Origin of the sequence: Streptomyces sp. NBC_00846 (genome assembly GCF_045207325.1) — a bacterium.
Lineage (GTDB): Bacteria > Actinomycetota > Actinomycetes > Streptomycetales > Streptomycetaceae > Streptomyces.
In genome coordinates this window covers 4798949-4813275 of sequence record NZ_CP108846.1, presented here as the reverse complement: position 1 = coordinate 4813275, position 14327 = coordinate 4798949, and the positions used below count along the sequence as shown (strand labels likewise).

Genomic DNA, 14327 nt, shown 5'->3' with positions numbered 1-14327 from the left:
GGACACCTGCTGCGTAACACCGGGGCGCCGGCCACGGCCGCCGTGCGGCGGCGCCCGTAGTCCTCCAGTCCTCGTGCAGCTCCGCGCTCTCAGTCCTCCGACGGGCCCGATCCGAGGGTCCGCGCCAGGTCCCGCGGGTCCGTCGTCGGAGCGTCGCAGACGAAGTGCCGGCACACGTACGCCGTCGGCGCCCCGCCCACCATCGGCCGGTCCGCCAGCAGCGGGAACTCCGTCCCCGCCGTCTCCCCCGCCGCCACCACCGCGCCGGGTGCCCGCCCCAGCAGCGCCGTACGGTGCAGTTCGCCGCCGACCGGCCCGGCGACCGCGACCTCGCGCGGCCCGTCGAGGAGCGCCTCGGCGACCGCCAGCCCCCAGCCGATGAACCGGGGAACCCGCGGCCCGAGCGCCTTCACCACACCCAACGCGCCCTCGGCGGCGGCGCGATGGGCCTGAGATCCGGTGTGCGCGGCGTACGAGAGCAGCGCACCGGCCGCCGCCGTCCAGCCCGCCGGAGTCGCGCTGTCGGTGGGGTCCTGCGGGCGGCGGATCAGCTGCTCGGCGTCGTCCGCCGTGTCGTACAACTGCCCGCCCTCACCGGTGAAGTGCTGGAGCACGATGTCGAGCAGGAAGCCGGCGAACTCCAGCCAGGCCCCCTCGCCGGTGACCGCGGCCAGGGCGAGGAAGCCCTCCGCGACGTCGCCGTAGTCCTCCAGGACCCCGGTGTGCCCGCCGGACCGGCCGTCCTTCGAGGTCCGGTCCAGCCGGGCGACGTCGCCCATGTGGACCCGTACCAGCAGGTCCGCGGCCTCGGTGGCGCGCTCGATCAGGTCGGGCCGGCCGAAGTACGCCCCCGTCTCGGCGAGCGCGGCGATCGCCAGGCCGTTCCAGGCGGCGACCGCCTTGTCGTCCCGCCCGGGACGCGGGCGCGGCTCGCGGGCGGCCAGTAGCCTGGCCCGGATGCCGGCGACCCGGTCGTCGTCCGCGTCGGTGCCGGCCCGCGCGAGCCGGAGGACCGAGGCGCCCTCCTCGAAGGTGCCCTCCTCCGTCACATCGAAATACGCGGCGGCGAACGCCGCGTCCTGATCGCCGAGGACCTCGCGCAGCTGCTCGGGCGTCCACACGTAGTACGCGCCCTCGACGTGCCGGCCGGTGCCGTCCTCACTGTCGGCGTCGAGCGCGGAGGCGAAGCCGCCGTCCGCCGTACGCAGCTCGCGCACCATGAAGTCGGCGGTCTCCAGGGCGACCCGGCGGGCCTGTTCCGAGCCCGTCGTCCGCCACAGGTGGGCGTACACCCGGCAGAGCAGCGCGTTGTCGTAGAGCATCTTCTCGAAGTGCGGGATCAGGGGTCCGTCGGGCCGGCGCAGTACGTACCGGTGGAAGCCCCCGCCCACCTGGTCGAACAGGCTGGACCGCGCCATGGCCGCGCACAGTCCCTCGGCCATGTCGCGGGCTCCTTCGGACTCCGTCCGGGCCCAGTGCCGGAGCAGGAACTCGACGACCATGCTCGGCGGGAACCGGGTGTTGCCGGCGAACCAGCCGGAGGCGGGGTCGTACTCGCGGGTGAGGCCGAGCAGTGCCTCGGCGAGTTCCGCCTCGCCGGGGAGTCCGGCCTTCGTGTAGTCCAGCTGCCGGCCGGCCAGATCCCGCACGATCTTCCGCGCCACCTCGGCCACCTCGTCGGGCCGCCCGTCCCAGGCCGCCCGCACGCCCTCCAGCACCTGTATGAAGGACGGCGACCCGTGGCGCGGCTCGGGCGGGAAGTACGTACCGAAGTAGAACGGCCGGCCGTCCGGGGTCATGAAGACCGACATCGGCCAGCCGCCCTGGCCGGTCGCCGCCTGGAGGGCCTCCATGTAGACGGCGTCGATGTCGGGCCGCTCCTCGCGGTCCACCTTCACGGACACGAAGTGCTCGTTCATGAAGGCCGCCGTCTCCTCGTCCTCGAAGCTCTCGTGGGCGAGGACGTGGCACCAGTGGCAGGAGCTGTACCCCACGCTCAGGAACACGGGCACGCCACGCCGACGCGCCTCCTCGAAGGCGGCGGGCTCCCACGGCCACCAGTCAACGGGGTTGTCCGCGTGCTGAATGAGGTACGGGGACGTGGCGTGCGCGAGTCGGTTGGGCATGCCCCAATCCTTGCGCACTCGGCGGGGGCGTGCCCAGGCGCCACGGGCCGCCTCACGGGCGGGTGCGCAGCGGGGTACGTGCCGGGGCGCAGCCGCAGCGTCGGCGCCGGGGTCAGCCCGCCCACCGTCCGGAGAGGAAGGTGACGGCGAAGACGGTCATCAGGGGTGCCACGACGGTGAGATAGGCGGTCCTGACGTGGCGGCGGCGCAGGCTCCAGACGGCGAGGCCGGTCCACAGGGGCCACCACAGGAGGGTCGCGCGCGGGATGGAGGTGTACCAGTAGGACGTGCCCAGGGCCCACAGGGTCAGGGCGATGTACACGGCTTCCGGCCAGCGCCGCTGCCGGATCAGGACGGCGCACAGGCCGATGCCGATCAGCATGGTGAGGAGTTCGGCCTGGGACATCAGGGCGTACCCGGTGCTCTGGGAGTGTCCGAAGGCCGCGTGCCAGGTGTTCCGCCAGGCCTCCCAGGGGGTGTGGAAGTCGCGGTACCAGCCGCGTTCCTCCGCGTGCTTCCAGGCCATCCAGTCGCCGGTGCGCGTGTGCAGGTACCAGCTGTGGAGCAGCGGCGGGAGGGCGGGCAGCGCCAGCCAGGGAAGACGGCGCCAGTGGGCGGGGGTGCGGGCGGTGACCAGGAAATGGACCGCGAGGGCCGCGGCGAGGAAGAGGCCGCTGACCCGGACCGTGGTGGCCAGGCACGTCAGGGCGGCCGCGAGCGGCCAGTTGAGGCGCTGGGCGGCCAGCCAGGCCGGCAGGGCCAGGGCGAGGAAGAGCGCTTCGGTGTAGCCGGCGGCCAGGAAGACCGCGCACGGGGAGAGCAGGAAGAAGAGGGCGGCGCGCTGTCCGGCGTTCTCCTGGGGCGGGTGTCCGGCACTTCCCGCGTTCTTCTGCGGCAGGTGTGCCGCGCCCTCGTGCGGCAGGTGCAGCCGGGCGATCCGGGCCAGGGCCAGTACGGCGATGCCACCGGCGACGAAGGAGATCAGCGCACCGGCCGCGGGCCAGCTCGGGACGATGGTGTGGACGGCCCGCAGCAGGTAGGGGAAGCCGGGGAAGAAGGCTTCTCTGTTGTCCCACCCGGATATCCAGGGGCCGGACCCGCCCGGGAAGTAGCCGTCCTGGGCTATGTGCAGGTAGTGCCACCAGTCCCAGCGCTGCCACGGCGCGAAGAACGAGGCGGGGGCGCGGTTCTGACGGTCGTCGGCGAACAGCCAGCGCACGCAGTACGCGGTGGTCCAGATACCCACCCGGGTCAGCAGGTACAGCCACAGCACCTCGCGGTCGGCGGGCCCCAGCCGGCGGCAGAGCCGGACGAACCGCCCGCCGAAGGATGTCGTGCCCGGTGACGGCGTGCCGCCGGATGGCCCGGGCTCGGTACCGGTCCCGGCGGACAGGCGTTCACGCTGCCGCTGGGGGTGCGAAAGGGTCACAACAGAATCTCCTGGCCTGGATCGGATGTACGCGTGTCTGGTGCCCCTCCGGGCGCGGTTCGGGGCACGGGCCGAGCGGCCCGGTCGGCACGGTCCGGGGTGGGGAAAGCAGGATGTCAGGGGCGTGTGCTGGCGCTCCAGGCGGGCATGCCCGGCGTCTCCGAGGCGCTCCGGGTGGGCGTGGCCGGTGTTCCCGAGGCGCTCCGGCCGGGGGCGGCCGGTGTTCCCGAGGCGCTCCGGCCGGGGGCGGCCGGTGTTCCCGAGGCGCTCCGGCCGGGGGCGGCCGGCGTTCCCGAGGCGCTCCGGCCGGGGGCGGCCGGCGTTCCCGAGGCGCTCCGGCCGGGAGAGGGGGCGCCCGTCGACGGCGGGCTCGTGCGGGGCGGGGAGAGCATCGGAGAGGGCTGAGGGGCGGAAGGGGTGGTGGCCGGGACGGTGGTGCGTGTGCTGCCGGACAGGAATGTTGCCACGGCCGCGCCCGTACCGGAGAAGACCAGGCAGGCGCCGGCCGCCAGCACGAGAATCCGGTGCCTGCGCACGCGCTGCCCGCGCGCGGTGATGTACGGGAGCGGAGCGGACCGGGCGCGGGACCGGCCGGTGGCCGCGGCCTCCTTGAACAGGGACCGCAACGGGTCATCGGGTTCAGACACTGGGCCGCTCCTCGGTACGCGGATCCTGCAGACGGTGCGAGAGCGTGGCCCGGCCCCGGGCGAGATGCGTCTTGACGGTGCTGGCCGCCAGTCCGGTCTCGGCGGCGATCTGCTCGACCGTCAGATCGCATACGTAGTACAGGGCCAGCGCGCGGCGCTGCTTGGCCGGCAGATCCCGGAGCGTTTCCACGAGCGCCACCGACTCCGGGCCGGGCGCCTCCGCATGAGGCGGGGTACCACTGCGCCGCCAGGCATCCGCCGCGCGGCGCCGCCCGCGCCACCGGCTCACCGCCAGCCGCCAGGCGACCGTACGGATCCATGCCTCGGGCTGCCCGTCACGGTCGAGGTGAAGCCGTCGGCTCCATCCCTTGACGAAGGCCTCCTGCACCACGTCCTGCGCCTCGTGCTGGTCACCGAGCATCACGAACAACTGTCCCGTCAGCCGGGCGACCGTCTGCGCATAGAAATCTTCGAACTCCTCGACGGTCAACAAACAGCTCCTGGATCTCCTCGGTCTCACCGGGCATACGCCCGGCACCCCGCGTCCGGACTACACCGGCCCCCGAGAAACCGGCGTGACGGTCATCACGCGGCCGCCCGGGACCGGCTCACGCCACGGCCACCACGCCTCGGCCGGGCGGCCCGGCCGGCCGAAAGCCCCGAGCCGGCCGGTGCCACCGGCCGACGGATTGCCGGCCCACCGGCATGGCGGCCCAGGTACGGGGAAGTCTCACGGTGCAGAGGCTGTCGGGTGAGTTCCGATGGGAAAGCGGACGCGGTCCGGTGCGTGCGATTCCAAGGCGCCGAAATGTCCTCGAACGGGGTCTCCCCTGCTCGAACGAAGTTGAGAGCTCGGGGAATGAGCTACCAGGGCATTTCGGCAACGCGGGAGGGCGTCCCCCCTGGCCCTTAAGGCCTTGGGGGAGTGCGTGCCAGGGCGTGGCCGCCCGGTCGGAGGTCACCCGACAGCCTCTGGGGCGAGACGGCACACCCACATCCTCTCTCAGGCCCGGTCGGCCGCCTCGCTCCCCTCGCGCCGTCGCGCCGCACCCAGGACACTGGGCGGCGACATCGGCCGAGGAAGGTGTCGTCGTCGTATCCGGAGGGGGATTCACATGCGGGACAGCCATCGGGCGGAAGCCGAAGGGCTGTTGGTTCGCGCCGTCGAGGAAGAGGTAAGGCGCTCGGGCGGGCGGGCCGACGCCGGTGCGCTGACAGCTCGCGGGCGGGCGGCGCTCGATTCCCTGACCGCCGCCGCGGCCGACGAGTACGCCGCGTATCTCCAGGCGCTGGACGCGGCGGAGGCCGGACAGCAACTGCTGTCGCAGCGGTTCAGCCGGACCACCCTCGGAACTCCCCTGTTGGTCACGGGAGTTGCCGCGGTCGCCGCCTTCGGCGCCGATGTCGCGTTCGGTACGGCGACGGGGCCGGCCCTCGGCGCGGGCGCCGTCGTCGCGGTCGCGGGGGCCACGGCGACCGTCGCCAAGGTCACCGCGTCGCACTGGCCCGCCGCCCACCGCCGCGCGGGTGCGCTCGGCCAGCCCGGCGGCGCCGAACAGCTGCGACTGCAGTGGCTGGCGGCGCTGGAGGTACGGGGCATCCGCCCGTTCCTCGACCAGCAGCGGATGCTCACCGCGTCGTCGCGCACACCGGCGAAAAAGGTCCCCGCGCAGTCGCGGACCGCCCCGCAGCTGCGGGGCGGGGACCGCAGCGCCGCGGCCCGTATGCGCGCGCTCCTCGACCAGTCGTTCGGCCACCTGCCCGCCGCCGACGGGCCGTTCGCCGGCCGCCGGGCCGAGCTGGCGCAGATCGCGCAGTGGGTGCGCGAGGCCCGCGCGTCGACGGAGACCAAGCCGACCGTCGTCGTCCTGCACGGCACGCCCGGCGCGGGACGCACCACGCTCGCGGTGCGGGCGGCGCGCAACCTGAAGGATCAGTTCCGGGGTGCGTGCGTGGTGGACCTGCGCGGCAATGTGTCCGGGGAGGCGCCGCTGCCGACCCGGGACGCGCTGCTGCATCTCCTGAACCGGCTGGGCGCGCCCCGCGAGCAGTTGCTGTTCCGCGAGAGGGCCTCCGCCGAGCAGCAGGTGCGGCGGCTGAGCGAGCTGTACCACCAGCATCTGACCGGCACGCCCGTGACGATCGTCCTCGACGACGCGGCCGACGCGGCCCAGGTCCGCACGCTGGTCCCCGAGCGCTCCGACAGCCTCGTCCTGGTCACCGCCCGCGAGCCCCTGGAGCTGCCCGCCGACATTCCGGCCCGGGTCCATCACCTGCCGGTCGGCGCGCTGGACGCGGCGGGCGCGGAGGAGCTGCTGCGCGAGGCGGCCGGTGCGGCACAGGAGGAACCGTACGACGCCCGGTCGACGGACAGCATCGTCGAGTTGTGCGGCGGGCTGCCGTTGGCGCTGCGCACAGCGGGCTCCTCCCTCGGCACCCGTACCCGCGGCGCCCTCGCCGCCGATCTCGCCGCGTACGGTCCGGTCGCGCCGGTCGAGCGGGCGCTGTGGCTGCGCTACACCGACCAGTCCGAGCAGGCACGGCGGCTGCTGCGCCGGCTCGCGCTGGCCGGGCGGGCCAGCCTGGGCGCCGCGGCGGCGGCCGCCCTGCTCTCCGCCGACGAGCAGGAGGCCGAGCGGCTGCTGACGGCCCTGGCCGGGGCCGGGCTCCTGGACCACGTACGGGGCTCGCGCTACCGGCTCCACGATCTCGTACGGGGCTTCGCCCTGGACCGGCTGCGGGACGAGGAGGCGGCGGCGGACCGTACGGCCGCGCAGGAGCGGCTGATCAAGAACTACGCGGAGCTGGCCGGTGCGGTGATCCGCATGGTGGACGGCAAGATGTCCACCCGGGCCGGGCAGTTCGGCTCGCACGGGTTCGGTTCGCTGGACTCGGCGCTGCGCTGGCTGGACGACGAGTCGAGCTTCATCACGTCGGCGCTGCGGCACGCGGAGGGCGTCGACCAAGGGGCCGTGCTGGATCTGCTGGGCGCGCTGTGCGACTACTGCCTGCTGCGCGGCGACCTCTACCGGCTGGGCGAGATCAGCGAGTTGACGCAGGCCGTGGACAAGGGGCTGCTGGAGCGGTCCGTGCAGTGGCGCACCGGCATCGCGGCCCGTCAGCTCGGCGAGCTGGACAAGGCCCGCACCACGCTGTCGTCGGTCGTCGGGCTCTACCGCGAGGCGCAGAACGAGGCGGGTACGGCGCTGGCGCTCTGCTCGCTCGGCATCACCCTGCACCACCAGGGCAATCTGACCGAGGCGTCGGCGCGGCTGCGCGAGGCGATCGCGTTGCAGTCCTCCGAGGCGCAGGCCGAGGACCGGGCCTGGTCGCTGCACGCCCTGGCCGCCGTCGAACGGGACCGGGCCCACCTGGCCGAGGCGCTGACCCTCCTGGACACGGCGCTGGCCCTGCACCGGGAGGGCGAGTCGCTGCACGGCGAGGCGTGGACGCAGTTCCAGCTGGGCCAGACCCTGCTGCGGATGGGCGACGTGGCGCGGGCGAAGGACGCGCTGCGCACGGCCCTGGACCTGTACAGCCGCACCCGTGACGAGCGCGGCGAGGCGTGGGCGCTGACCCAGCTGGCCCGCGCGCGGCTGCTCGACGGCGACCCGGCCCTGGCGGCCGAGGAGCTCAGCCTGGCCCTGGGCCGCCACCGGGACAACGAGGACGCGCGCGGCGAGGCGTGGACGCGGTACTACCTGGGCCAGGCCCTGGAGGAGAACGGTGACACCGACCAGGCCGTGCGGCAGCTGGAGCGGTCCCGGACGATGTTCTCCCGGATGCGGGACGTGTACGGGCTGGCGTGCGCCCGGCACCACTCGGGCCGGGTCACCCGCGATCAGCGGGCCGCGCAGACCGGGAACCTCCGCAACTCCGGCTTCGCCCGTCAGCTCCTGGTCGACGCCCGGGCCGACTTCCGGCGCATCGGGGTCGCCCACGGCGAGGCGTGGACGTGCCTGGAGCTGGCCTTGATCGACGCGGGCAACAACCGAGCCCCGCAGGCGCTGGAGCTGTGCGACGAGGCGGCGGAGCTGTTCGGCTCCTACGGCGACACGCGGGGCGCGGACTGGGCCCGTTTCCTGCGCTGCACGCTGCTGCCGTACGCGTCGCCGGGCGGCAGCGAGGTGGGCACGGTGGTGGCCCAGCAGGAACTGGCCGACCTGCTCCTGGCGGGACACCCGACGCGCGACAGCAAGCTGGAGGACTGCGCGGAGGCGTACCGGGTGGTGCTGAACCGCGGCGTGGACCTGGAGGACGGCTGGCAGGCGTGGCGCCTGGGCCTGACGCCGACGCGCCACGCCCGGGAGGTCATGGGCGTACCGGTCCCGCCCAGCACCAGCCCGTCCGGCGCCTGAGGACAGCGCCGCCCCGGCCGGGCGCGACCGCCCCGCCCGTCGTCAGGCGTACGGGGCGGTCACCGGACGTCCCGGTACCGCCCCGCGCCTACTTCCGCTTCGAGGACCCCGCCGCCACCGGGGCGTCGGACGCCTCCGCCGGGTCCGGGGCCTCCACGAAGTCAACCTTGCCCATGTGCCGGTTCATGGACTTCATCAGCAGCCATACGCCGACGGCGAGTGCCGCGAAGACGATGAAGCCGAGAACGCCGGGGGTCACCTTGTTGTCGTCGACCTCCTTGGCGAGAGGGACGAGATGGGTCAGTGCCTGGGTCGCGTACATATCAGGCATTGTCGCGGATGCCCGCGAAGAGGTCGCTCTCGGGGAGGGAGGTATCGACGAGAGACTTCGCCAGCTCGTACTCCTCGGTCGGCCAGACCTCCTTCTGGATGTCCATCGGGACCCGGAACCAGCCGCCGTCGGGATCGATCTGCGTCGCGTGCGCGATCAGCGCCTTGTCACGGATCTCGAAGAAGTCCGCGCACGGAACGTGCGTGGTCAGCGTGCGTTCGTCGCGCTCGAACTCCTTCCAGCGCTGCAGCCACTCGCCGTACGGGGACTCCAGGCCGCGGGCCAGCAGCGCCTCGTGGAGCGCGACCGTGCGCGGCCGGTTGAAGCCCTGGTTGTAGTAGAGCTTCTGCGGCTGCCAGGCCGGGCCGAACTCGGACTCGGGGTACAGCTCGGTGTCCGCCGCGCCGTCGAAGGCGATCATCGTGATCTTGTGGGTCATGATGTGGTCGGGGTGCGGGTACCCGCCGTTCTCGTCGTACGTCGTGACGACCTGCGGCCGGAACGCGCGGATGCTGCGGACGAGACGGCCGGCGGCCTTCTCCTCGTCCTCCAGCGCGAAGCAGCCCTCCGGCAGCGGCGGCAGCGGGTCGCCCTCGGGCAGACCGGAGTCGACGAAGCCGAGCCACTCCTGGCCGACGCCCAGGATCTCCCGGGCCTCGTCCATCTCCTTCTTGCGCACCTCGTGGATGTTCTCCTCGATGTACGCGTCGCCCTGGAGCTTGGGGTTGAGGATGGAGCCGCGCTCGCCGCCCGTGCAGGTCACGACCAGCACGTCCACCCCCTCGGACACATACTTGGCCATGGTGGCCGCGCCCTTGCTCGACTCGTCGTCGGGGTGGGCGTGAACGGCCATCAGTCGCAGCTGCTCAGTCAAGACTCGATCCTCAGTGTTTCGGCGCGTGGGCAGGCTTCTATAGTGACCGAACCGGGGGGCGGAAAATTCCTCGATCCCCGGCACAGGAGGAACGATCATGACGGCGGTACGCGAAGCACCCCCGGAGAACCGCTACGGCCGCTCCGCGGACCAGCGCGCGGACCGCAAGCTCACGATCATCGGCTCGGTGCTGGGCGTCGTCCTGCTCGGGGTGGTCGGCTGGATCGGTTACGCCTACATCACCGGGCAGGGGATCAGCGCCGAGGTGATCAAGCGCCAGGTCGTCTCGGACGCGCGTGTAGATGTGCACCTGGAGGTGCGCAAGGACACGGACGCCAAGGGCTACTGCACCCTCCGCGCGCAGCACGAGGACGGCAGCGAGGTCGCCCGCAAGGACTTCCGCTTCGACGACCGCACCGACCGCGTCGACCGCGTCCTGTCGCTGCGTACGACGTCCAGGGCGACCAGTGTCGAGCTGCTGGGCTGCACCACCGACGGCGGGGCGGCGCGTTAACCGCCGCACACCGGCGCTTCATCGCTCTTGTCGGTGCCGACCTGCGCAAAACGCGGTCCCGGCGATTACCTTCTCCCCCTTTTCCCGGGGAATTGTTAGGCTCGTGGTTTCGCCCACCCGTGAAGGCACATGCTTACGGGTAGGGCGATGCTTTGTATACCCAGTACCGACGAGGAGCACCCTGTGACCCAGACCAGCGAAAACGTCACCTGGCTCACGCAGGAGGCGTACAACCAGCTCAAGGCCGAGCTGGAGTACCTGTCTGGTCCCGCGCGCACGGAAATCTCCGTAAAGATCGCGGCGGCCCGTGAGGAAGGTGACCTCCGGGAAAACGGCGGATACCACGCGGCCAAGGAGGAGCAGGGCAAGATGGAGCTGCGCGTGCGCCAGCTCACCCAGCTCCTGGAGCACGCGAAGGTGGGCGAGGCACCGGCCGACGACGGCGTGGTCGAGCCCGGCATGGTGGTGACGATCGCCTTCGACGGCGACCCGGACGACACCCTGACCTTCCTGCTCGCCTCGCGTGAGTACGCGAGCTCGAACATCGAGACGTACTCCCCCCAGTCCCCGCTCGGCACCGGCGTGAACGGCAAGAGGATGGGCGAGGACGCCGAGTACGAACTGCCGAACGGCAAGATGGCCACGGTGAAGATCCTTTCGGCGAAGCCGTACTCGGGCTGATCCGGCACCACTGACGTGAGGGAGCCTCCGGCCCGGTGGGCCGGAGGCTCCCTCACGTGTGCCGCGTCTCTCGGACCGCGACCTGCCGGTACCTGCGCACCGCCAGTGTGTGGAAGAACACCAGGATCAGCAGCGACCGGAGCAGCGACGCCCGGGCCGGGTGCACCATCGGCCAGGCATCCGACGGCGACACGCCGGGTTGCCGAAGAGCACCCGGCAGGCCCGGACGGTGGCGCTGGGGTGGTTCCGGTGACGGCGCTCACTTGGCCGGCTCCGTACCGGCCGGCGCGGCCTTGCCGGCCGTGCCCGCCCCGGTCCCGTTCCCGCCGCTGGTCTCCGCCTCGGCGGCGTGTCCGGTGAGGGAGAGGAAGACGTCGTCGAGGGTGGGGCGGCGCAGTCCGATGTCGTCGATCTCCACGCCGCGGGCGTCGAGATCGCGGATGATCTCGGCCAGCAGCCTGGCTCCGCCGGAGACCGGGACGGTCAGCTTGCGCATGTGCTCGACGACGGTGACCTCGCCCTTGCCGAGGCGGGCGAGGACGCCCCGGGCCGAGTCGATCCGATCGCGCTGGTGCACCACGGCCTCGACGCGCTCGCCGCCGGTACGGGCCTTGAGCTGGTCGCAGGTGCCGCGGGCGATGACCAGGCCGTGGTCGATCACACAGATCTCGTGGGCGAGATGGTCGGCCTCCTCCAGGTACTGCGTGGTCAGCAGCAGCGTCGTACCGCCCGCGACGAGGTCCTCGATGACCTCCCAGAGCTGCTGCCGGTTGCGCGGGTCGAGGCCCGTGGTCGGCTCGTCCATGAACATGACCGGCGGGGAGACGACCAGCGCCGCCGCCAGGTCGAGGCGGCGGCGCATGCCTCCGGAGTACGTCTTGGCCGTACGGTCGGCCGCGTCGACGAGGTCGAACCGCTCCAGCAGCTCCCCCGCCCTGGCCTTCGCGTCCCGCTTGCTCATCTGGTAGAGCTGACCGACCATCTGCAGGTTCTCGCGGCCGGTCAGATACTCGTCGACGGCGGCGAACTGGCCGCAGAGGCCGATCGAGCGGCGTACCTCATCGGGTTTCTTCAGTACGTCGATGCCCGCCACGACGGCCCTGCCGCTGTCGGGCCTGAGCAGGGTCGTGAGGACGCGCACGGCCGTCGTCTTGCCTGCGCCGTTGGGGCCGAGAAGTCCGAGAACGGTGCCTTCCGGCACATCGAGATCGACACCGCCGAGTGCTCTTACGTCGCCGAAGGTCTTCACCAGGCCTTCGGCATGGATGGCGCCTGGCATACGGGATTCCCCCACCGCGTTCGGGGTGACTTCCTCAACAGATCCTAGGATTGACGGTCTTTCCGCGCCCGGCGAATACATCCGGTGAACACGCGCGGCCACCGGGCGGCGGGGCAGGCATCATGTCGCGATACATCGCGACACACAAGGGTCAGCTCATCACGAGGTAGCCCGCGTCGCGCAGCGCCGTCGAGACCTCCTCACAGTGCTCCGGGCCCTTCGTCTCCAGCTGCAGCTCCACCTCGACCTCGGTGAGCCCGAGCCGCGGGTCGGTCCGCACATGGCCGATGTCGAGCACGTTGGCGTCCACGACCGAGAGCACGGCCAGCAGCGTGGCCAGCGCGCCGGGGCGGTCGGTCAGCCGCAGCCGCAGGCTCAGATAGCGGCCGGCCGCGACCATGCCGTGCGTCAGGATGCGCTGCATCAGCAACGGGTCCACGTTGCCGCCCGACAGCAGCGCGACCACCGGCCCGCGGAACGACTTCGGATCGCTCAGCAACGCCGCGACCGGGCTCACGCCGGCCGGTTCCACCACCAGCTTCGCCCGCTCCAGACAGAGCAGCAGCGCACTGGACAGCTCATCCTCGGAGACCGTACGGACCTCGTCGACGAGGTCCTTCACCAGGCCGAACGGCACATCACCGGGGCGTCCCACCTTGATGCCGTCCGCCATCGTGTTCAGCGAGCCGATCGACACCGGATGCCCCGCGGCCAGCGACGGCGGATAGCAGGCCGCGCCCGCCGCCTGCACGCCGACGATCCGCACATCGGGCCGGATCGCCTTGACCGCCACCGCAATGCCCGCGGCGAGACCGCCGCCGCCGATCCCGACGACGATGGTGCGCACCTCGGGGCACTGTTCGAGGATCTCCAGGCCCACCGTGCCCTGTCCCGCGATGATGTCCGGGTGGTCGAAGGGGTGGATGAAAACCGCGCCGGTCTCCTGCGCGTACTCCTGGGCGGCGGCCAGCGTCTCGTCGACGACATGGCCGTGCAGCCGGACCTGCGCCCCGTACTGGCGGGTGGCGGCCACCTTCGGCAGCGGTGCCCCGACCGGCATGAAGACCGTCGACCGTACGCCGAGCAACGCAGACGCGAGTGCGACACCCTGCGCATGGTTTCCGGCGCTCGCGGCCACGACTCCGGCCGCCCGTTCCACCGGGGACAGCCCGGCGATCCGTACGTACGCACCACGCAGTTTGAACGAACCGGTCCGCTGCAGGTTCTCGCACTTGAAGTGGACCGGCGCGCCGACAAGTTCCGTCAGGTGGCGGCTGCCCTCCATGGCGGTCACCCTGGCGACACCGGAGAGCATCTTCTGCGCCCCGAGGACGTCATCGAGAATCAGCGGGGGAAAAGAGCCGGTCGCCGAGAAGTTCATACGGCAAGTCTTGCAGCTCGGCAAGGTGCCGGACGCCTCGCCGACCTGCGCCCGTCCCGTTGTCCACAGGTTTGTGCAGCGCTGGTACGCGTCGCACCGAGGCCGCGTACTCTGTCCCCCACCCATCCGACACCGCACGAAGAGAGCCCCCGGCCATGCCCCCTCAGGACATGACGACAGCTGCGTCTCCTTCCGGGGGCGCGACCCCCGAATCCACGGGTTCCGACCACGTCCTCGATGCGCTGCAGCACCAGGTCGCGGTATTCGCCCGCCGTGCCGAGCAGACCCGCCTCGGCGCTGTCGGCCAGGTGCGCAATTCCATGGACCGTGCCGCCTACCTGCTGCTCAACCGGCTGGACCGGGAAGGCCCGATGGGCGTCAAGGCACTGGCCGCGGGCATGGGAATCGACTCCTCGACCGTGACCCGGCAGGTCGCACCGCTCGTCGACACCGGCCTGGTCAAGCGCACCTCGCACCCGGAGGACGGCCGGGCCGTCGTGCTCCAGCTGTCGCCGCGCGGCCAGGCACGACTGGACGAGGTCCGCGCCTCCCGCCGCGAACTCATGACGCAGGTGACGGACGACTGGACATCCGAGGAGCGCGAGACGTTCTGCACGCTGCTCACCCGGTTCAACACGGCACTGGCCGCCCGGCAGACCTCGCACCACGCTCCCCGGACCGAATGAGCGGGACGGCGGGATCCGGCC

12 protein-coding genes are annotated in these 14327 nt (G+C 72.2%); 4 read left to right on the top strand and 8 right to left on the bottom strand.

What is annotated here, in order from left to right:
• Positions 1-89 precede the first annotated feature (89 nt).
• From OG936_RS22320 to OG936_RS22305, 4 genes are all read right to left on the bottom strand, one after another.
• Complete coding sequence (locus tag OG936_RS22320; RefSeq protein WP_406496925.1) at positions 90-2126, bottom strand: thioredoxin domain-containing protein; 2037 nt, start codon at positions 2124-2126, stop codon at positions 90-92.
• Positions 2127-2238: 112 nt separating this feature from the next.
• On the bottom strand, positions 2239-3555 hold the full coding sequence (locus OG936_RS22315) for a mannosyltransferase family protein (protein ID WP_406496924.1): 1317 nt from the start codon (positions 3553-3555) through the stop codon (positions 2239-2241).
• A 116-nt stretch (positions 3556-3671) separates the two neighbouring features.
• Positions 3672-4202: a hypothetical protein gene (locus OG936_RS22310; RefSeq protein ID WP_406496923.1), complete on the bottom strand. Its 531-nt coding sequence runs from the start codon at positions 4200-4202 to the stop codon at positions 3672-3674.
• On the bottom strand, positions 4195-4692 hold the full coding sequence (locus OG936_RS22305) for a SigE family RNA polymerase sigma factor (protein ID WP_406496922.1): 498 nt from the start codon (positions 4690-4692) through the stop codon (positions 4195-4197). The genes OG936_RS22310 and OG936_RS22305 overlap by 8 nt, the downstream gene beginning before the upstream one ends.
• Before the next feature lie 625 nt (positions 4693-5317).
• Here OG936_RS22305 and OG936_RS22300 point away from each other — a divergent pair.
• Positions 5318-8560 carry a tetratricopeptide repeat protein gene (locus OG936_RS22300; protein WP_406496920.1) on the top strand — a complete coding sequence of 1081 codons (3243 nt, stop codon included), beginning with the start codon at positions 5318-5320 and terminating at the stop codon, positions 8558-8560.
• A gap of 88 nt (positions 8561-8648) precedes the next feature.
• On the opposite strand, the gene OG936_RS22295 is transcribed toward OG936_RS22300, so the two are convergent.
• Entirely contained in the window at positions 8649-8882 is a 234-nt protein-coding gene (locus OG936_RS22295) for a hypothetical protein (RefSeq protein WP_406496918.1), read from the bottom strand.
• A 1-nt stretch (position 8883) separates the two neighbouring features.
• Entirely contained in the window at positions 8884-9765 is an 882-nt protein-coding gene (gene mca / locus OG936_RS22290; RefSeq protein ID WP_406496917.1) for a mycothiol conjugate amidase Mca, read from the bottom strand.
• Between the two features lie 97 nt (positions 9766-9862).
• On the opposite strand from mca, the gene OG936_RS22285 reads away from it, so the two are divergent.
• On the top strand, positions 9863-10279 hold the full coding sequence (locus OG936_RS22285) for a DUF4307 domain-containing protein (RefSeq protein ID WP_406496916.1): 417 nt from the start codon (positions 9863-9865) through the stop codon (positions 10277-10279).
• A gap of 183 nt (positions 10280-10462) precedes the next feature.
• Entirely contained in the window at positions 10463-10960 is a 498-nt protein-coding gene (gene greA, locus OG936_RS22280; RefSeq protein WP_406496914.1) for a transcription elongation factor GreA, read from the top strand.
• A 259-nt stretch (positions 10961-11219) separates the two neighbouring features.
• Here the strand turns inward: greA and OG936_RS22275 are convergent, their stop codons facing one another.
• Together OG936_RS22275 and ilvA are read right to left on the bottom strand one after the other, a co-directional pair.
• Positions 11220-12239 carry an ATP-binding cassette domain-containing protein gene (locus OG936_RS22275; protein ID WP_406496912.1) on the bottom strand — a complete coding sequence of 340 codons (1020 nt, stop codon included), beginning with the start codon at positions 12237-12239 and terminating at the stop codon, positions 11220-11222.
• A 151-nt stretch (positions 12240-12390) separates the two neighbouring features.
• A complete protein-coding gene (gene ilvA / locus OG936_RS22270; RefSeq protein WP_406496910.1) occupies positions 12391-13620 on the bottom strand; it encodes a threonine ammonia-lyase in 1230 nt (409 codons plus the stop codon).
• A 155-nt stretch (positions 13621-13775) separates the two neighbouring features.
• Here ilvA and OG936_RS22265 point away from each other — a divergent pair, with 155 nt between their 5' ends.
• The gene (locus OG936_RS22265; RefSeq protein WP_406496909.1) at positions 13776-14306 is read left to right on the top strand and encodes a MarR family winged helix-turn-helix transcriptional regulator; all 531 of its coding nucleotides are present in this window, start codon (positions 13776-13778) and stop codon (positions 14304-14306) included.
• The last annotated feature ends 21 nt before the right edge of the window (positions 14307-14327 follow it).

Coding starts and splice junctions, on each gene's coding strand:
- OG936_RS22300 (WP_406496920.1), top strand. CDS start 5,318: ATGCGGGACAGCCATCGGGCGGAAGCCGAAGGGCTGTTGGTTCGCGCC.
- OG936_RS22295 (WP_406496918.1), bottom strand. CDS start 8,882: ATGTACGCGACCCAGGCACTGACCCATCTCGTCCCTCTCGCCAAGGAG.
- OG936_RS22285 (WP_406496916.1), top strand. CDS start 9,863: ATGACGGCGGTACGCGAAGCACCCCCGGAGAACCGCTACGGCCGCTCC.
- OG936_RS22265 (WP_406496909.1), top strand. CDS start 13,776: ATGCCCCCTCAGGACATGACGACAGCTGCGTCTCCTTCCGGGGGCGCG.
- OG936_RS22320 (WP_406496925.1), bottom strand. CDS start 2,126: ATGCCCAACCGACTCGCGCACGCCACGTCCCCGTACCTCATTCAGCAC.
- OG936_RS22275 (WP_406496912.1), bottom strand. CDS start 12,239: ATGCCAGGCGCCATCCATGCCGAAGGCCTGGTGAAGACCTTCGGCGAC.
- ilvA (WP_406496910.1), bottom strand. CDS start 13,620: ATGAACTTCTCGGCGACCGGCTCTTTTCCCCCGCTGATTCTCGATGAC.